This is a genomic window from Acidovorax sp. Leaf78 (genome assembly GCF_001422735.1).
In the GTDB taxonomy this organism is placed as follows: domain Bacteria; phylum Pseudomonadota; class Gammaproteobacteria; order Burkholderiales; family Burkholderiaceae_C; genus Acidovorax.
This window is the reverse complement of record NZ_LMLZ01000020.1, coordinates 540,095-558,617: the sequence shown is the minus strand read 5'-3', so window position 1 is coordinate 558,617 and position 18,523 is coordinate 540,095. Positions and strand designations below refer to the sequence as shown.

The following is an 18,523-nucleotide window of genomic DNA, read 5'->3' as shown; positions in this document are numbered from 1 at the left end:
GCCCCATCGGCACCCAGGGGTTTTTTTCTGCGCGCACGTGCAGACGCGCAGGTGACAACCCTGACGCAGCGCGAAGGTCCCTCACGCGACAATGGTCCTGTTTCTAGTCACGCAAAAGACAGGCCATGGACGACCCGATTCTTACTATCGAAGAACGTGAAGCGATCAACTCAGGTCGCTGGTTTTCATCCCTTTCACCTTCGCTACGCCACGACATCCTGCGATGTGCATACGTCAAACGCTTCAAGGACGGCGGCCTCATCGCCGCCCGCGGCGACCCGCCCGAGGAGTGGATTGCCTGCGCGCGCGGTGCGGTGCGGGTGAGCTCCACCTCCATATCAGGCAAGCAGATCACGCTGACCTATGTGGAGCCGGGCATCTGGTTCGGCGACGTGGCGATCTTCGACGGGGACCGGCGCACGCACGATGCCTATGCACATGGGGACACCACGATCCTGTGCGTGGCCAAGGCCGACTTCAAGAAGATCCTCGCGGCGCACACCGAGCTGTACGAAGCCATGCTGCGCCTGCATGCACGGCGCATACGGCAGCTGTTCGGGCTGGTGGAAGACCTCAACACCCTGCCCCTGCGCTCGCGCCTGGCCAAGCAGCTGGTGCACCTGGTGCGCAGCTACGGCGTGCCCAGCCTGTCGGACGGCAGCGAGATGCGCATCGGCCTGCAGCTGGCGCAGGAAGAACTGGCGCAGCTGCTGGGTGCGTCGCGCCAGCGGGTGAACCAGGAGCTCAAGGCCATGGAGCGCGAGGATGCCATCCGCATCGAGCCGGGCGGCCTGGTGGTGCGCGACCGGGATGCGCTGATGCGCATTGCCGAAACCGACAACTGAAGAACGACAACACACCCCTCGCCCACCCATGAGCAATTTCGACCATTTCGTGGGCACCCGGCCCGTCTCCGACCAGCACGCGTTCGACATCGACACGCTGACGGCCTGGCTGGCACAGCACATGGAGGGCTTTGCCGGCCCCCTGACGGTGGAGATGTTCAAGGGCGGGCAGTCCAACCCCACCTACAAGCTCATCACGCCCGGCACCAGCTACGTGATGCGCGCCAAGCCCGGCCCGGTGGCCAAGCTGCTGCCCTCGGCCCACGCCATCGAGCGTGAATTTGCGGTGATGAGCGGGCTGTACGGCACCGATGTGCCCGTGCCCCGCATGTTCGTGCTGTGCGAGGACGAATCGGTCATCGGCCGCGCTTTCTACGTCATGGAATGCATGCAGGGCCGCGTGCTGTGGGACCAGTCGCTGCCCGGCATGGAGCCTGCCGAGCGCGCCGCGATCTATGACGAGATGAACCGCGTGATCTCTGCGCTGCACAGCGTGAAGTTCGCCGACCGGGGCCTGGCCGGCTATGGCAAGCCCGGCAATTATTTCGACCGCCAGATCGGCCGCTGGAGCAAGCAGTACGTGGCCTCGGTCACGCAGCCCATCCCCGAGATGGACAAGCTCATGGAATGGCTGCCCGCCCACATGCCCGCCAGCGCGCGGGACGAGGGGCACGTCTCCATCGTGCACGGCGACTACCGGCTCGACAACCTGATGTTCCATCCCACCGAGGCGCGCGTGATCGCGGTGCTCGACTGGGAGCTGTCCACGCTGGGCCATCCGCTGGCGGACTTCAGCTACCACTGCATGAGCTGGCACATCCCCGCCGCCATGGGCCGCGGCATCGCCGGGCAGGATCTGGCGGCCCTGGGCATCCCCGACGAAGACAGCTACATCCGCCGCTATTGCGAGCGCACCGGCATCGCCACGCCCGACGCACTGCGCGCCGACTGGAACTTCTACCTGGCCTACAACATGTTCCGCATCGCGGCCATCCTGCAGGGCATTGCCAAGCGGGTGGAGGCCGGCACCGCATCGAGCGCGCAGGCCAAGGCCTCGGGCGACACGGCGCGGCCCATGGCCGAGCTGGCCTGGTCGTTCGCGCAGCGCGGATGAAGACCACACCCCAGCTGCACCGAAACCCACACGATAGAGCGGCACCGACGCCGCCCTGACGATCCCACGATTACCAACGGAGACGACACCCATGGACTTTGACTACTCGCCCAAAACCAAGGAACTGCAGTCCAGGCTGCTCCAGTTCATGGATGACCACATCTATCCGAACGAGGTGGCGTACAAGAACGAGCTGATCGCCAACACCGCGGCCGGCAAGCGGTGGACGGCCCTGTCCACCATCGAGAACTTGAAGCCCAAGGCCCAGGCTGCCGGTCTGTGGAACCTGTTCCTGCCGGTGGACAGCGCCGCAGCCTCGGGCTACGACGGTGCGGGCCTGACCAACCAGGAATACGCGCCCCTGGCCGAGATCATGGGCCGCGTGCCATGGGCGAGCGAGGTGTTCAACTGCTCCGCGCCCGACACCGGCAACATGGAGACCATCGCCCGCTACGGCGACGAGGCCAACAAGGCCCGCTGGCTCAAGCCCCTGCTGGAAGGCAAGATCCGCTCGGCCTTCGCGATGACCGAGCCCGACGTGGCCTCGAGCGACGCGACCAACATCGAAACCCGCATCGACCGCGACGGCGACGAGTACGTGATCAACGGCCGCAAGTGGTGGATTTCCGGCGCGGCCGACCCGCGCTGCGCGGTGTTCATCACCATGGGCAAGACCGACCCCGAAGCGCCGCGCCACTCGCAGCAGAGCATGGTGCTGGTGCCCGCCGATGCCAAGGGCATCACCATCATCCGACCGCTGAACGTGTTCGGCTACGACGACGCGCCGCACGGCCACGTGGAGATGACCTTCGAGAACGTGCGCGTGCCGGTCTCCAACATTCTGCTGGGCGAAGGCCGCGGCTTCGAGATCGCACAAGGGCGCCTGGGCCCCGGGCGCATTCACCACTGCATGCGCCTCATCGGCCTGGCCGAGCGCGCGCTGGAGCTGATGTGCAGGCGCGCCTCGTCGCGCGTGGCCTTCGGCAAGACCGTGGCGCAGCAGACCGTGACGCAGGAACGCATTGCCGAAGCCCGCTGCAAGATCGACATGGCCCGCCTGCTGACGCTGAAGGCCGCCTGGCTGATGGACGTGGCCGGCAACAAGGTCGCCAAGACCGAGATCGCGATGATCAAGGTGGTGGCCCCGAGCATGGCCTGCCAGGTCATCGACTGGGCCATGCAGGTGCACGGCGGCGGCGGCATGAGCGACGACTTCCCGCTGGCATACGCCTACGCCGGTGCACGCACGCTGCGTTTTGCCGACGGCCCGGACGAGGTGCACCGCAACGCGATCGCCAAGTGGGAGCTGGGCAAGTACGGCGCCTATGGCCGCGATGCGGGTGTGCCGATCACTCGCGGAAGTTAAGTAAGCACCCCCTGAGCCGCTTCGCGTTTTCCCCCTCTCTCGCGCTGCGCGCGGGAGGGGGACGCACCCGGTGGCCTGGCGAAGCCAGTTCCACGAGTGCACTGGCCGGGGGCGTGGCAGTTTCGGAGGGCGGGGGCGTGTCGCACCAAAAAACACGGGGCCATAGGCCCCGTTTTTGTTTCCGTTTCCGTTTCGGTTTTGAAGCGCGTGTGCGATGTCAGCGGCCGAACCCCGCCTCGTCATCCGGCCCCGCCACCGACATGGGGGGCAGGTTTTGCAGCGCGGCCTGGCCGGCCACCAGCAGGAGTTGCTTGGCGTGCGCGATCTCGGCCAGGCTGCGCTGGGTGTGTTCCAGGCGCAGGTAGACCTTGCCGCGCGCGAGCATCAGCACCATGGGGGATTTGGCGCGTTCGGCGCCGCCCTCGCCTTCCACCGCGTTGAGCAGCTGCGAGACCACGGGCGCGTGGATCCAGCGCTGGGCCTGCTCGATGCGCTCGGCGACCACGGTGAAATGGTCGCGGAACGACGCGGGCAGGCCGGGCCAGGTCACTTCCTCGTACATCGACAGCCATCGCATTTCTTCGGGCAGGCTGGTGCTGATGGCCGTCTGCAGGGTGTCGGTGATCTCGTCGTAGGCGGTGCGCTCCAGCACCTCCTGCAGGGGGCGGTTGATCACCATCACCGCGGCGTCAGGGTCGGCGCCCACGTCGGCGCGGCCGCGCAGCTCCAGGCCTTGCACGTAGTCGCGCGTGGGCGTGCTGCACTCGAGCCGCCAGGGGTGGCCGTGGATGTCGCCGCCCAGGTCGAAATGCCCGTCGGTGGCGTGGGCGACGATGGGCAGGCGCTGGTCCGCCGCCCAGCGGGACACATCTCGGTTGGTCACAGGCCGGCCGGGGGCGCCCGAGGAGCTGCCAGTGGCGCTGAATGCTTTGCGGAGACGGTCAAACATGTTGGGCCGAAGCACAAAGCTTCGCAAGAGTCACAGGTGCAGGCATTATTGAGGGCATTGCAGTGGATAGAAAGCCCCCCTGAGTCGCCTGGCGGCGCCTTCCCCCAGAGGGGGACGCACCCGGTGGACTGGCGAAGCCAGATCCACGGGTGCACTGGCCGGGTGCGCGCCAGTTTCGGCGGTTGTGCGTGTGAGCACGCTTTTTGGATGAAGACATGTTTTTTGTGACTGTGAACCGCCGTTTTGCTCTGAATGCCCTGGCGGCTGGTGGTGTGCTGGCAGCCGTGCCCGCGGCAGCCGCCCCATTGCCGCATGATGCCTCGGCCACGGCGCGCCGGCTGGTGCGCTGGGCCACCGACACGGCCGACCACCAGGGCCTGCCGTTTGCCGTGATCGACAAGCCTGCCGCGCGCATCCATGTGTTTTCGGCACAGGGGCAGTGGCTGGGCAGCTCGCCGGTGCTGCTGGGCGCGGCGCTCGGCGACCGGTCGGCGCCGGACATCGGCCAGCGCCCGCTGTCGCAGATCCGCCCCGAAGAGCGCACCACGCCCGCTGGGCGCTTCGTCACCGAGCCCGGGCGCAATTTGAAGGGCGACGACATCGTCTGGATCGACTACGACGCCGCCGTGTCGCTGCACCGGGTGCGCAGCGTGAGCGCCGCCGAGCGCCGCCACCAGCGCCTGGCCAGCCAGGGTGCGCAGGACAAGCGCATCAGCTACGGCTGCGTGAATGCGCCCGAGGCGTTCTACAACCAGTTCATCGCACCGCTGTTCGGCCAGTCGCGGGGCGTGATCTATGTGCTGCCCGACACGGAGCCGTTTGCTACCATTTTTGTAGCTGCTAGCGCTTACTAGTCAATCGGTAGCGGCATTTTTCAATCAAATTCCGGCGCGCGCAGCGCAGTGGCCCGCACGACAGCCCCGGCAGAACCACTGTCAAACACCCGGCTCAGGCGCTGGCAGGCTCCAGCTTGAACACCGCACGCCGCTCGCCCACCGGCAGCCCCTTGGCATTGAAGATGCGTGCGGACCGGCGCGGGGCCAGTGCCTCGCGCTGACTGGCATCCAGCCAGCCGAGCTGGTCCATCACCTCCACGGCAGCCGCCACCTGCGCCACCATGTTTCCGTCCATGACCTTGAGCGCAAAGGCCTCGCCGCGGCTGCGGCTGCCCGCCACCTGCACGCCGTCAGCGCCGGTCTTGGACACCCAGTCGCCCTGCCCCACCTGCATGAACTGCAGGTCGTGCCGCCCGGTGCCAGAGCCCAGCTCTGGCCGCGCGACCATCGCGTCGGCGAGCGTAATCAGGCTGCCGTGCAGGTCAGTGTCCGGCGCGCCGCCTGCCAGCCGCGCATAGCCCCGCGCCAGGTGGGCCAGCGGCATGGCGTAGTTGGGCGCCGAGCAGCCGTCTATGCCCATGGGCATTTGGTCGGGCGCCAGGCCCACAGCCTGCCCCACATGGTCGCGAATAGCTACCTGCAGCGGGTGCGCCGGGTCCAGGTGCCCCTGTAGCGGCAAGCCTTGGTGCACGCAGTGCGCCACAAAACCCGCGTGCTTGCCGCTGCAGTTGTTGTGGCGCTCGTCGGGCACGAAGCCTGCGGGCAGCGTGCCCAGCCCCAGCTCTGCGAACAGCGGCCGGTGGCAGCCGCACTGCAGTGCGTGGTAGTCCTTGCCCACGCTGGCCAGCATGCGCTCGGCCTGCTGCACGTGCATCGGTTCGCCATTGTGGCTGGCGCACAGCAGCGCCAGCTCGCCCTGGCCCCAGCCCAGTGCGGCGGCGCCGCCTGCCTGCATGAACGGCAGCGCCTGGAAGGCTTTGATGGTGGAGCGGGTGAAGGTGACGGTGTACGGATCTCCCACCTGCGCCAGCACCCGGCCATCGCGGTTGGCCACCGCCACGGCACCCCAGTGCTGGCACTCGGTCAAGCCGCCGCGGCTGACGTCGATCAACGGTACGAAACCCATGGATTCTTCCTTGCAGGCCGCGTCACTTCGCAGCGGTGTCGGGGGTCAGCGTGAGCGTATGCACCCAGCGTGCGGGCTCGCGCTGCAGCACGCGGTAGCCGGTGGCCGCCCAGGTGGCGCTCATGTCGCGGTAGCGCGGCGAGAACACCAAGCCGCTCTGGCCCGTCTGGTAGATGAAGCGCGACTGCTCCAGGTCGGCCAGGTCGTACACCGCGCGCAGCGATGCCGCATGGCGGTTGACGAACGGGCCGCTGGCCTCGCCCGCGTTGTACTGGCCCACGTTCACCGTGTAGCCATCGCCATGCGAGGGCACGCTCACGTCGAAGAAGCGGGCCAGGGCCGGCACGTTGCCAAAAGGCCGGTGCACGCTGAGCGCGGGGTGTGCCGCGCCCCAGCGCCACTGCGCCGGGTCTGCGCCATAGTCCGCCTGCAGGCGGTCGAGCGCACGGCCCAGGGCGGCGGCGGACTGCTCGGCGCAGGTCGCGGGCTGGCACCACCAGGTGTCGTTGCGCTCCAGGATGCCCTCCAGCGCCGCGCGGTAGTCGCGCTTGCCATAGGTGGCGGTGAAGCGGTCTTCGCCGATGCGCGGGACGATGAGGCCGCGGGCCAGCTCGTCCGTCCAGGCGGCGAAGATCAACGGGGCCGGCTTGTTGGCGTCCATCAAGCCATCGAAGCCCAGCAGCTGTTTCTGCGCTGCGGCTGCCAATGCATGGGATGACTGTGCCTGCTGCAAGTACGGCAGCAGGCGGCGCGCCGCGAGCGATGTGATGTCGCGGTGAATGGCCTGCATGCTGGCCGCATCGTGCCTCGGCGTGGCTTCGATCAATTGTGCGATGCGGTCGTAGCGGTAGGGCAAGGCCCAGTCCTGGGTCAGGAAGTGCGGGTAGCCGGGGGCCGTCACGCGCTGGTTGGCCGTGGCGATCCATCCCTTGCTGCCGTCGTCCTGCGGGGTCTGGTCGTACGGTATCCAGCCCTTCCAGTCGTAGCGCGCATCCCAGCCCGGCGACGGGGCCACGCCGCGGATGTCGTTGGCGGCATCGCGCAGCGGCGCGCGGCCTGCGGCCTTGAAGCGGATGGTGCCCTGGTCGTCGGCCGCCACCACGCTCTGCATGGGCGAGTGGTAGTGCTCCAGGCCCGCAAACAGCTCGTCCACGCTCTTGGACTGGTTGGTCTTGAAGCCCGCCACCACCGTCTGGTTGTCGTCGTCCAGGGCGCTCCAGCGCAGCGCCAGCACGTACTTGCCCAGGTCCAGCACCTCGGCGTGCGACTTCTGCGCGTCGCTCAGCACCGGGCCGTGCCGCGTGCTGCGCAGCGGCACCTGCACATCGGCCTCGCCCTTGACGCGGATGGTCTCGTTGCGCACCGTGAACGGCGCCCAGCCGTCGGGCGTGCGGTACTGCGTGGGGTCGGCGGGGTTGATCTGCTCCAGGTACAAATCCTGCACATCGGGGCCGGTGTTGGTAAAGCCCCAGGCGACCTTGTCGGTGCGACCCAGCACCACGAAGGGCAGGCCCGGCAAGGTGGCACCCACGGCGTCGATGGGCGCAATCGGCGTGCCGTCGGCGGCCTTGCCCGCCGGTGCCTGCAGCCCCGCGAAGTACCAGATGGCAGGGGCGGACAGGCCCAGGTGCGGGTCGTTGGCCAGCAGCGGCTTGCCACTCACGGTGCGCGTGCCGGCAATCACCCAGTTGTTGCTGCCCTTGCCTTCGTTGGTGCCTGCGTTGCGGGTGAGCTCGTCGGCCCAGGCCAGCATACTGGCGCTGATCTGGCGCGACAGCGGGCCTGGGTGATTGCCGCTTGCCGCCGCATTGGTGGCTGCGGTGGCGGTGACTACATTGCCCTGCCCGGCCGCGGTGGGCCCTGCACCGGCGGCCCGGTACACGCCCAGCTGGCGGTACAGCGCTGCCAGGTCTGACGATGCGGCGGGCTTTTCGCCAGGGTATGGCGGCATCAGCTGCCACAGCCTGTCGGTGTCGAGCGTGCGGGCAACAGACAGGCGCGCGAACTCGGTGCCCCAGTTGCCGCCCAGGTCCAGCGCCATCATCAGCGCCCAGCCCACGCTGTCTTCAGGCTCCCACACGGCACCCCGGTCGCCCCCGGGCTTGGCGCCCAACAGCAGAAATTCCGGCGGCAGCACCTGCGGGCGCTTTTTGTGAAAGGCGTGGATGCCCTGGCTGTAGGCCTGCAGCGCCTCCTTGGCGTACAGCGGCAGCCCGGCGTACTGGCGGCGCGCCACGCCCATGATGTCCAGGGAGCGCATGAGCTTGTCGGTCTCCAGCGTGGCGGGGCCGAACACTTCGGACAGCTCGCCGTGCATCACGCGGCGGTTGAACTCGAGCTGCCAGGTGCGCTCCTGCGCGTGCACATAGCCCATGGCAAACCACGCATCCTGCGGGGTCTGGGCCCGCACATGGGTCACGTCGGCCGCATCGCGCTGCACCTGCACCGGCTGCGCCAGGCCCGCCACGCTGAGCTTGCCGTCCAGCGCCGCAAAGCTGCGCTGCACATACACCGCTGCGCCGGTCCCGGCGAGCAACGCCACCGCCACCAGGCCGACGGCGGTCCGCTTCATCCATGCCATATTGATCTGTCTCCGATACTGTCTTGAAGGGGCCGGCGCGGCGGGTGCGCGCATGCCGAAAGAGTGGCCCGGCCGTCAACCCAGGTGGACGTTCGCACCTGCGACCTGGAAGTTCATGACCGGCGCGCTGGGCTCGTTGAACGACACGCCCAGCGCGATGCGCCCCGTGCCGTGCAGGATGCACGCATCGCGCCGAAGGCGCACCGGGGCATCGCTGCCGTCAAAGCGCACCCAGGTGCCGAAGCTGCTCATGTCGGTCAGCACGAACCCGCTGTTGCGCCAGTCGATGCGGGCATGCAGGCGCGACACGCGCGGGTCGTTGATGCACAGCTGCGCGTGGTTGGCCCGCCCCACATGCACGGGCGCGTCCGACGAGGTGAAGGACATGTCGACCCCGTGCCACGAAAACTGGATCTGCCCCAGAATGGAATCGGCCGGCGCAAAGCTGCTGACCAGCGCGGCCTGCATGGTGAGCGAGTCGGGTGCTTCGTCTTCGCGCCATTCCACGTGGTAGAGCATGAGCGACTCGGCCTTGCCGCGGATCTCCATCATGCCCAGCTTGCGGTACCAGACGTCGGGCCCGGCCCCTGCCAGCAGCACGGTGGTTTCGGTGGCCCAGATCTCGGCGGGGCCGGCGCGCTCGCACAGGCGCGACGCGACGTTGACGGCATCGCCATAGCAGTCACCGTCCACGTCGATCACTTCGCCGCTGGCCACACCCACCCGGATATCCATGCGCAACGGCTGGGGCCAGCGGTCCTGCCGCAGCTTGTGCTGGCGCAGCATGGTGGCCATGGCCGCCACACCGCTGGCCGCATCGCCGAACACGCCCAGCACGCCGTCGCCCAGCGACTTGACCACCCGCCCGCCGTGGGTTTGTATGGTGGTGCTGATCCATTGCGTGACCTGCGTCACCGCCTCGGCGGCCCGCTCGTTGCCCAATGCTTCGTACAGCGCCGCACTGCCCGATATGTCTGCGAAGACCATCGTTGAGAGCACACTCATGAACGCTGGCCTATTAGTAACATCATGTGAATCAGTTTAGACCAAGCTTTCTTTTGACGCACAGGGAAAAGCGTCAACAATGGTTGCGGCGACCTGCGCGGCCCGAGGCGCCGTAGGGCGATGAAACCACCCGGCGCTTTGACGCAACGTGCCATGCTCAACGCGATACAGGTTGCCCCCGCTGTCCTGCACTCCACCCGGCGCATTGTGGGAATGCTCAGCCTCCAGTGACCCGAATGGAGGAAAAGTTCGCAATAAAGCGGGTTGATTTGTTGTCTTTACGCAAAACAAGGAGCACTCCCCTTGCGCCGATGGGTGCTCCCGCTTAATTTGGCCGGCCCTGTTACATAAACCCTTCACGCGCACCCGCCATGCGGTTCAACAAGCCCAACCTTCGCAACAACCTGCACGACCTGCTCGGCCGTGACAAGCCGTCGTCCACGGCGTGGGTGCGCGACCAGGGCCTGGAGGACGTGCGCCGGGCCATGCTGCAAAGCCTGATGGGCACGACAGGGTGCGAAGTCGCCCGGATGAGCATGCGCCTGCGCTATGCCGCGGACATCGAGGCGCTGTGGTACCTGCGCATCGATCTGTTCAAGACGCTGCTACTGCTGCGCGGCGACATCAGCGCGCAGCGGACCATCGATGAGCTCACCATCCTGTTCCAAGGCCAACTGCCGCGGTCGCCGCGCCCGCCGCAGGCGCCCCATCTGCCGCCCATGCACTGAGCGCCGCTCAGGCGCGACGCGGCCAGACGCCGGGCTGGGTCAGCTCTGGTGCCCCCAGTAGATCAGCGCATCGCGCTCTTCCACCGACAGCGACACCGTGGCGCCCACAGGCAGCAGCACCTTGGTCTCCACATGGCCGAACGGCAGATTGGTCAACACCGGCGCCTTGATCTGCGTGCGCAGCCAGTCCACCACCGACTGCAGCTTGTAGCCCTTGTCGTGGGGCGCGAGCTTGAAGTTGGTGAACTGCCCCAGCACCACGGCTTTTTGCTGGGCCAGCACCCCGGCGTGCAGCAGCTGGGTGAGCATGCGCTCGATGCGGTAGGGGTGCTCGTGCACGTCTTCAATGAACAGCACGCCGCCCTTGATGGCCGGCAGGTACGGCGTGCCCACCAGCGAGGCCAGCACGGCCAGGTTGCCGCCCCACAGCGTGGCGCTTTTCACGTACACGTTGGGCACTGCGGGTTTGCCGGTGTTGGCGTTGGGCTTTTCCTTGTTCATGCGCCAGCCCGTGCCTTCGCCGTGGCCGGTGAGCAGGTCGTCGAAGCAGGCTTCCATGATGTCGTCCGGCTCGCCCACCACACCGAAGTCGGCGCCCAGCGACGGGCCCGCCCATGAGGTCGCGCCGGTCTTCGCCAGCAACGCCATCTGGAACGCCGTGAAGTCGCTGACCCCTACGAAGCGCATGCCGCCCGCGATGGCCTTGGCCACCGCCTTGTAGCGAATGCCCGGCAGGATGCGCGACAGGCCGTAGCCGCCGCGCGAGATCAGCGCCACATCGGCGCCGCTGGCCGCCGCGCGGTGGATGGCGGCCAGGCGCGTGTCGTCGTCGCCTGCAAAGCGGGTGTGCGTGGCCAGCGCGTCCACGTCCACCTCCACCTCATGGCCCAGCGCCTTCAGGCGGGCGATGCCGCGCTTGAACGCGGCCTTGTCGCGCACGGCGCTGGAGGGCGAGTAGATGTAGATGTGCTGGGGGCCGTGGTCGTGGCTGCACTCGGAATGGTCGTGATCGTGGTGGTGATCGTGTGCGTGGTCGTGCAAAGCGCTCAGGCCGTGAAGGGGCCTGCTCCGTCAAAAAGAGGGGTCGTGCGGGGCCAGGTCAGCCGGCAGAGCGGCCGGCCCCGGGAAACGAGAAGTATTCCACAGCCTGCCGGGCGATCGCACCGCCCTGCTCCTGCACGAAGTGCCCGGCGTCAGGCAGCACCGTCGGCGCGGGGCAGCCGCGAATGTGGCGGTGCAGCCCGTGCATGGTGGCGGGCCCCAGCACCGGGTCCCGCGCGCCGATGACCATCAGGCTCTGGCCTTGCCACTGGTGCTGCCAGAAGTCACGCGCCTGGCGAGACATCGCAGCGCCGGGCGCATCGGTCCGGTCCGGCACGCGCTCGGGGAACGCGCGCAGCGCTGCGCGATAGCCCTTGTCCGGAAACGGCGCGTCGTACGCCGCGCATTCGGCGGCCGTCAGGTGCGGGTTGCCGCGCGCCAGCAGCCGCCCCACGCCATACAGCGGCTTGTCGCGGCACATCGCGCGCCAGTCGACAAACCCGTCAGGCAGCGGCGCGTCGCCTGTGCCCAGCACCGTGTTCATCACCAGCAGGCCCGCAAAACGGTCCGGGCAGGCCATGGGCAGCGTCAGCCCCAGGATGCCGCCCCAGTCCTGCACCACCAGCACCACGTTGCGCAAATCCAGCCGCTCGATCAGCTCCAGCAGCACCTGGCGGTGCCATTCGAACTGGTGCACGGACTCTTTCTTGGGCTTGTCGCTCTTGCCAAAGCCGATCAGGTCGGGCGCTACCACGCGGTCGCCCGCGGCCACAAACACCGGCAGCATGCGCCGGTACAGGTAGCTCCAGGCCGGATTGCCGTGCAGGCACAGCCAGGTGCGCGGCGCATCCGCCGGGCCTTCGTCCAGGTAGTGCATGCGCAGGCCCGACAGGCTGGGCAGGTCGCTGACGTACCGGGGTGCCCACGGGTAGTCCGGCAGGTCGGCAAAGGCGGCATCGGGCGTGCGCAGCGCGTCGTCGCGCAAGGGGTGGCGGGCCCGTGCGTCGGCACGTTGCTGGTTGCGCCGGGCGCCGAAAAACCCGGTGAGCAGCGCGCTGCATTCGGCCGCCAACACCCCGCCCTGCACGCCGGTCTGGTGGTTGATGGCGGTGTGTGCGAACAGGTCCAGCACCGAGCCTGCGGCGCCAGTCTTGGGCTCCGTAGCGCCGTACACAACCCGCGCCAAGCGCGCATGCAGCATGGCGCCGCTGCACATGGCGCAGGGCTCCAGCGTGACGTACAGCGTGCAGCCGTCGAGCCGGTAGTTGCCCAGGCGCTGCGCCGCAGCCCGCAGTGCCACGATCTCTGCGTGGGCCGTGGGATCGTGGGACTGCACGGGGGCATTGCGGCCGGTGGCAATCACCTGGCCATCCTTGACGACCACGGCGCCCACGGGCACCTCGCCCGCGTCGAAGGCGGCCTGTGCCTCGGCCAGCGCCAGGCGCATGCCGTCTTCGTCGCTCGACACTGCTGCGGCTGTCATGTCCGCATCACTTGTCGGCTTCAGGGAGGTTTTGGGTGCGCTGCTTCATGATGTCGTCGAGCTGCTGCTGGACTTGCTGCTGCACCTGCTGGCTTTGCTCGCGCACATTGCCCGTGGGGTTGATCACGGGGGCCGACGCCCCGGTGCCCGGCGCAGGCGCCTGCTGCAGCGCAGCGGCCGGCGCGCGCGTGGCCGACAGCTGTTTCTTGGCCACGATACCGACGATGCCCAGCACCACGACCAACCCGACCAAACCGAACAATCCCCGCATGCCTGTGCTCCTGATGCTGTGCAGGCCTGCACTGTAAACCGGGATGCCCCGCCAACCGTCGGCAGCGGCGCATTCGGCGAAGGCGGCGGCTGCGGCGAGAGCGCCACCCGGTGGGGAAGCGCTCACCGCCACGCAGAGCTTCAGTTCAGCGCAACCCGGTTGCCGTCCTTGTACGTGTACAGCGTCACGGCAGGCGTGGTCAGCTCGCCCTTGGCGGTGAAGGCGATGTTGGCGGTCACGCCCTTGTACTCGGTCTTGCCGATGAAGGGGATGTACACCTTGGGGTCCACCGAGTTGGCGCGCTTCATCGCGTCGGCCAGCACCATGGCGGCGTCGTAGGCGTAGGGGCTGTAGATCTGGAACTGGCCGGGGAACTTGGCGTCGTAGCGCTTCTTCCAGTCGGCGCCGCCCTGCATCTTGTCGACGGACGCTCCGCCCGTGGCGCAGGTCACGTTCTTGAGCGCGGGGCTCTTGCCCGACAGCTCGGGCAGCTTTTCGGTGCACAGCGCGTCGCCGCCGAAGAACTTGACCTGCCCCAAGCCCAACTGCTCCATCTGGCGCAGCATGGGGCCGGCCTGCGCATCCAGGCCGCCGTAGAAGATCGCATCGGGCTTCTTGTTCTTGATGGAGGTGAGGATGGCCATGAAGTCGGTGGACTTGTCGTTGGTGAACTCCTCGCCCACCACCTTCAGGCCCTTTTGCAGCGCGGTGGCCTTGAACACCGAGGCCACGCCCTGGCCGTACGCCGTGCGGTCGTCGATGATGGCCACGGACTTGAGCTTCAAGTGGTCGGCGGAGAAGATCGCCAGCGCCGCGCCCAGCGCGCTGTCGTTGGCGATCAGGCGGTAGGTGGTCTTGTAGCCGGGCTTGGTCAGGTCCGGGTTGGTGGCCGCCGCCGTGATGTGCGGCACGCCGCACTTGTCGTAGATGGCGGCTGCAGGGATGGACGTGCCCGACTGCAGGTGCCCCACCACGCCCGCCACCTTCTGGTCGCAAAGCTTTTGCGCCACGGCGGTGGCCTGGCGCGGGTCGCCCGCGTCGTCTTCGGCCGCCAGCTCGAACTTGATCTTCTTGCCGCCAATGACCAGGTTCTGCGCGTTCAGGTCGTCGATGGCCAGGCGCACGCCGTTTTCGGTGTCCTTGCCGATGTGGGCGATGCCGCCCGACACGGGGCCTGCGTGGGCGATCTTGACGGTCTGGACGTCCTGGGCGAGAGCCGCTTGGGCAGCCGCAGCGCAGGCTGCGGCGATGGTCAATTGCACGAAGGGGCGGGAAGCACGGCGAAACACGTTGGAAGTCTCCAGAAATAGAATGGTGGCTAAGGGTCAAGCCCGGCACCATGCACCACCTTGGGGCACAGCGCGGCCCCGCATCCTAGCCACCTGAGACGCTGTTGGCGCATAAATGCTATGTAAACATAGCAACTTGGCGGGTCATTAAGCGGGCTAATAGTGGCAACGCCGCAGTCGGACATGCGCATCCGGATGCTCCATATCGCTGCATGGCTGGGATAATCACGCCCCATGTCTCTCCTGCCCCACCAGCTTGAACTGCTCTCGCCCGCGCGCGACGCCGACATCGGCATCGAAGCCATCAACCACGGCGCCGATGCCGTCTACATCGGCGGCCCGGCCTTCGGCGCACGGGCCGGCGCGGGCAACGACATCCGGGACGTCGAGCGCCTGGTACGCCACGCGCACCGCTTCAACAGCCGCATCTTCATCACCCTGAACACCATCCTGCGCGACGACGAGCTCGGCGCCGCGCGGCAGATGGCCTGGCAGGTGTACGAGGCCGGTGCCGACGCGCTCATCATCCAGGACATGGCCCTGCTGGCGATGGACGACATGCCACCCATCCAGCTGCATGCCAGCACCCAGACGGACATCCGCACGCCCGAGAAGGCGCGCTTTCTGCAGGACGCGGGCCTGTCGCAGATCGTGCTGGCGCGCGAGCTCACGGTGCAGCAGATCGCCGCGGTGCACAAGGCGCTGGGGCCGGTGGATGCGCCGGGCCGCGCCAACATCGAGTTCTTCATCCACGGCGCGCTGTGCGTGGCTTACAGCGGCCAGTGCAACATCAGCCATGCGCAGACCGGCCGCAGCGCCAACCGGGGCGACTGCAGCCAGGCCTGCCGCCTCCCCTATCAGGTGACCGACGCGCAGGGCCGCTTCATCGCGCACGACAAGCACGTGCTCTCCATGAAGGACAACAACCAGAGCGACAACCTGCGCGCGCTCATCGACGCCGGGGTGCGCAGCTTCAAGATCGAGGGGCGCTACAAGGACATGGGCTATGTGAAGAACATCACCGCCCACTACCGCACGCTGATCGACGAGATTCTGGAAGAGCGCGAAAGCGCGGGCAGGCCACTGTCGCGCTCGTCCAGCGGCTCCACCACCTTCACCTTCACGCCCGACCCGCTGCAGAACTTCAACCGCGAGTTCACCGACTATTTCGTGACCGGCCGCAAGGAAGACATCGGCGCCTTCGACACCCCCAAGAACCCTGGCCAGGCCATCGGCTGGGTGACCAAGGTGGGCCCGGACTTCGTCGAGCTGGAGGTGAGCGACCCCGCCACCGTGCTGCACAACGGCGACGGCCTGTGCTACTACGACCTGCACAAGGAACTAGTTGGCATGGCCATCAACGTGGCCGAGCCCGTGTCTGCGCGCAGCTTGGGCCAGTGGCGCGTGTACCCCAAGGACCCGATGGACGGCTTCAAGGACCTGCGCAAGGGCACCGAGGTCAACCGCAACCGCGACATGGACTGGGTGCGCACGCTGGAGAAAAAGTCGAGCGACCGCCGCATCGGCCTTTGGGCGCACCTGAGCGAGACGCCGGCCGGCTTCAGCCTGATGCTGACCGACGAGGACGGCAACGTGGGCTGCGCTGACGTAGAGCAACCCCACCAGCGCGCCACCGATGCCGCCAAGGCCGAAGCCAGCCTGCGCGAGCAACTGGGCCGCTTCGGCGCCACCATCTTTGCGGTGCACGACATCGCGCTGCAGCTGTCCCAGCCCTGGTTCGTGCCCGCGTCGGTGCTCAACGCGCTGCGCCGCGACGCGCTGGCCGACCTGGAAGACTGCCGCGCCCGCAACTTTGCGCGCCTGCAGCGCGCGGTGCCGGTGGAGCCGCCCGTGCCCTACCCCGACGACACGCTCTCGTTCCTGGGCAACGTGTTCAACCAGAAGGCGCACGATTTTTACGTGCGCCACGGCGTGAAGGTGATCGATGCAGCCTACGAGGCGCACGAGGAGGAAGGCGAAGTCAGCCTCATGATCACCAAGCACTGCGTGCGCTTTTCGATGAGCCTGTGCCCCAAGCAGGCCAAGGGCGTGACGGGCGTGCAGGGCACCATCAAGGCCGAGCCGCTGATGCTGATCAACGGCAAGGAAAAACTCACCCTGCGCTTTGACTGCAAGCCGTGCGAGATGCACGTGGTGGGCAAGATCAAACGTCAAATGCTGAACCAAGCCAAAGACCTTCCATTGACCTTCTACAAGGCTCGGCCTCTCGGTAGACATTGACCAAAGCCTTATTCGCCAGCACTGCGCACTGGATCTCCTGTGCCACTGTGCGGCCTACCGGTGGCTTTGACACTGCCGTGCCTGCGTTGCTTTGGTTGATCGTGTAGATGCGCTGGCCTTGCGCCTGGGCGATGGCAATCGCTTTGACTGCGGAGATGGCTTGGGCGCACTCCTGCTTCGCAGGGTTCTGCACCTCCCCTTGCTCGTTGTCGTACCGGCATTGCGTTTTGTCCACCCAGAACTGCTCTGGCACCGCGTGTTCCATGGCGCTGCTGTACTGCCCGCGCAGTTTGTTGTACGCGATCCACCGNTACCGGCATTGCGTTTTGTCCACCCAGAACTGCTCTGGCACCGCGTGTTCCATGGCGCTGCTGTACTGCCCGCGCAGTTTGTTGTACGCGATCCACCGATTCTGCGCTGCGGTCTTGCCGTTGGCGGTCAGCTCCGGTTTGTTGTTGATGGCGGCATTGGGGTCGTCGTTTTTGACCCACCGGGCATGCTGCAGATGCCCGATGTCCATGTTTAGCCTCTGGAACGTGATTCCGTGGCGACGATTCTGTACAGCTTGTTGGGCTTGCTGACCGGGAACTGATTTGTGGAATGGGGGCGGCAATGGCAGCTTCGTCAACTGCTCTGGCCAAAATTTTTGTAGCGGTTAACTCCGAGCTCAACCTCCTTCGGACTGAAACCTCTCACGCTCCATAATCTTACAATTAATATCCGCAAAAACTTTTCTCGCAATCTTCTCACTTAAATCAGATATTTGAATTACTCTTCTCGCGCTAGCTCCGAAGAATTTTTGACGCACCTCAATAGCACCTTCAATACGCAAATCAGCGCCGAAAAAATTCTTATTCAAAGAGATTTTTTTTATTCCTGAATAAAGCCCCGTTGCTTCTATGAATGAGTTTTTATAAAAAAATCCGTCATCTCTTAATTCAATCGTGGATTTCAAACTTCTTTTGGCTATTATTCTAAAAATAAAAATAAAAATAAAAATACTCAAAATATAAAAAAGCGCACCGAAATTATAATTCATTTAAAATACCCACCTCTAAAATAAACATATGCAACCCACAGACCTAAGATAACGCCCAGAGGCGAAGACGAGGACAACAAAACAACCATACCAACAGTCGCAACAATTATTTGAATAACATTTGGAATATTACAGCTTGCCAAACCGCCACAATTAAACGAATCAAAATCATCTCCTGCAAGGTATACAGACGCTATAGCCAACATAGCCAAGGCAAGAGTAAAATATGACAAAAATGCAATCGGAGCAATTATTCCAGCAAGAGCAAAAAATCCAGCAATTCCAATTATTACAATTAATGCCGTCGCAGCATTAAATACTAGCGAGAACCATCCTCCACTTCCTTTCCCCTCAATTAGATAAGCCCCGGACCCGGTCTGAGGGTCCGTTATGACATACCCATAACCCGTGAACCCGTGCGCATTGATTTGTCGCTCATGAAACGTCACCTCCTTACCCGCCAGCACCGCTGATCGAATCTCCTGCCCCACCGTACCACCCACCGGCAGCTTGGGCAAAGCTGTAGCCGCGTTGCTTTGGTTGATCGTGTAGATGCGCTGGCCTTGCGCCTGGGCGATGGCAATCGCTTTGACTGCGGAGATGGCTTGG

Annotated in this window: 15 protein-coding genes and 1 pseudogene; 6 read left to right on the top strand and 10 right to left on the bottom strand. The window is 65.9% G+C overall.

Annotated features, from left to right (window positions below):
• Positions 1-125 precede the first annotated feature (125 nt).
• The 3 genes from ASF16_RS14070 to ASF16_RS14060 all read left to right on the top strand — a co-directional run bounded on the left by ASF16_RS14070 (position 126) and on the right by ASF16_RS14060 (position 3,325).
• The gene (locus ASF16_RS14070) at positions 126-845 is read left to right on the top strand and encodes a Crp/Fnr family transcriptional regulator (RefSeq protein ID WP_056168102.1); all 720 of its coding nucleotides are present in this window, start codon (positions 126-128) and stop codon (positions 843-845) included.
• A gap of 28 nt (positions 846-873) precedes the next feature.
• A complete protein-coding gene (locus ASF16_RS14065; RefSeq protein ID WP_056168100.1) occupies positions 874-1,959 on the top strand; it encodes a phosphotransferase in 1,086 nt (361 codons plus the stop codon).
• A gap of 91 nt (positions 1,960-2,050) precedes the next feature.
• On the top strand, positions 2,051-3,325 hold the full coding sequence (locus ASF16_RS14060; RefSeq protein ID WP_056168097.1) for an acyl-CoA dehydrogenase family protein: 1,275 nt from the start codon (positions 2,051-2,053) through the stop codon (positions 3,323-3,325).
• A 217-nt stretch (positions 3,326-3,542) separates the two neighbouring features.
• Here the strand turns inward: ASF16_RS14060 and ASF16_RS14055 are convergent, their stop codons facing one another.
• Positions 3,543-4,274 (bottom strand): hypothetical protein, encoded by a 732-nt coding sequence (locus ASF16_RS14055; RefSeq protein ID WP_056168095.1) that lies wholly within the window; start codon positions 4,272-4,274, stop codon positions 3,543-3,545.
• Between the two features lie 215 nt (positions 4,275-4,489).
• On the opposite strand from ASF16_RS14055, the gene ASF16_RS14050 reads away from it, so the two are divergent.
• A complete protein-coding gene (locus ASF16_RS14050) occupies positions 4,490-5,128 on the top strand; it encodes a hypothetical protein (protein ID WP_056168091.1) in 639 nt (212 codons plus the stop codon).
• Between the two features lie 94 nt (positions 5,129-5,222).
• Here the strand turns inward: ASF16_RS14050 and ASF16_RS14045 are convergent, their stop codons facing one another.
• The 3 genes from ASF16_RS14045 to ASF16_RS14035 form a co-directional block, all read right to left on the bottom strand.
• Positions 5,223-6,236, bottom strand: coding sequence for an asparaginase (locus tag ASF16_RS14045; protein ID WP_056168088.1), 1,014 nt, complete (start codon positions 6,234-6,236; stop codon positions 5,223-5,225).
• 22 nt (positions 6,237-6,258) lie between these two features.
• Positions 6,259-8,817, bottom strand: coding sequence for a penicillin acylase family protein (locus ASF16_RS14040; protein WP_056168085.1), 2,559 nt, complete (start codon positions 8,815-8,817; stop codon positions 6,259-6,261).
• A gap of 75 nt (positions 8,818-8,892) precedes the next feature.
• Positions 8,893-9,822, bottom strand: coding sequence for an adenylate/guanylate cyclase domain-containing protein (locus ASF16_RS14035; protein ID WP_235507374.1), 930 nt, complete (start codon positions 9,820-9,822; stop codon positions 8,893-8,895).
• Between the two features lie 371 nt (positions 9,823-10,193).
• Between ASF16_RS14035 and ASF16_RS14030 the strand changes: the two genes are divergently transcribed.
• The gene (locus ASF16_RS14030) at positions 10,194-10,550 is read left to right on the top strand and encodes a hypothetical protein (protein ID WP_056168081.1); all 357 of its coding nucleotides are present in this window, start codon (positions 10,194-10,196) and stop codon (positions 10,548-10,550) included.
• A 39-nt stretch (positions 10,551-10,589) separates the two neighbouring features.
• Here the strand turns inward: ASF16_RS14030 and ASF16_RS14025 are convergent, their stop codons facing one another.
• From ASF16_RS14025 to ASF16_RS14010, 4 genes are all read right to left on the bottom strand, one after another.
• A complete protein-coding gene (locus ASF16_RS14025) occupies positions 10,590-11,591 on the bottom strand; it encodes an LD-carboxypeptidase (RefSeq protein ID WP_056168078.1) in 1,002 nt (333 codons plus the stop codon).
• Positions 11,592-11,649: 58 nt separating this feature from the next.
• Positions 11,650-13,074 carry a tRNA adenosine(34) deaminase TadA gene (gene tadA, locus ASF16_RS14020; protein ID WP_056168075.1) on the bottom strand — a complete coding sequence of 475 codons (1,425 nt, stop codon included), beginning with the start codon at positions 13,072-13,074 and terminating at the stop codon, positions 11,650-11,652.
• A gap of 7 nt (positions 13,075-13,081) precedes the next feature.
• Positions 13,082-13,345 carry a hypothetical protein gene (locus ASF16_RS14015; protein ID WP_056168072.1) on the bottom strand — a complete coding sequence of 88 codons (264 nt, stop codon included), beginning with the start codon at positions 13,343-13,345 and terminating at the stop codon, positions 13,082-13,084.
• A 140-nt stretch (positions 13,346-13,485) separates the two neighbouring features.
• Positions 13,486-14,634, bottom strand: coding sequence for a branched-chain amino acid ABC transporter substrate-binding protein (locus ASF16_RS14010; RefSeq protein ID WP_369817154.1), 1,149 nt, complete (start codon positions 14,632-14,634; stop codon positions 13,486-13,488).
• Positions 14,635-14,868: 234 nt separating this feature from the next.
• Between ASF16_RS14010 and ASF16_RS14005 the strand changes: the two genes are divergently transcribed.
• Positions 14,869-16,875 carry a U32 family peptidase gene (locus ASF16_RS14005; RefSeq protein ID WP_056168069.1) on the top strand — a complete coding sequence of 669 codons (2,007 nt, stop codon included), beginning with the start codon at positions 14,869-14,871 and terminating at the stop codon, positions 16,873-16,875.
• A gap of 667 nt (positions 16,876-17,542) precedes the next feature.
• Here ASF16_RS14005 and ASF16_RS26200 read toward each other — a convergent pair.
• Both ASF16_RS26200 and ASF16_RS26195 read right to left on the bottom strand, forming a co-directional pair.
• Positions 17,543-17,914 (bottom strand): hypothetical protein, encoded by a 372-nt coding sequence (locus ASF16_RS26200; RefSeq protein ID WP_156372075.1) that lies wholly within the window; start codon positions 17,912-17,914, stop codon positions 17,543-17,545.
• Positions 17,911-18,523: pseudogene (locus ASF16_RS26195) on the bottom strand (hypothetical protein); the annotation flags it as partial. The pseudogene ASF16_RS26195 and the gene ASF16_RS26200, both read right to left, overlap by 4 nt.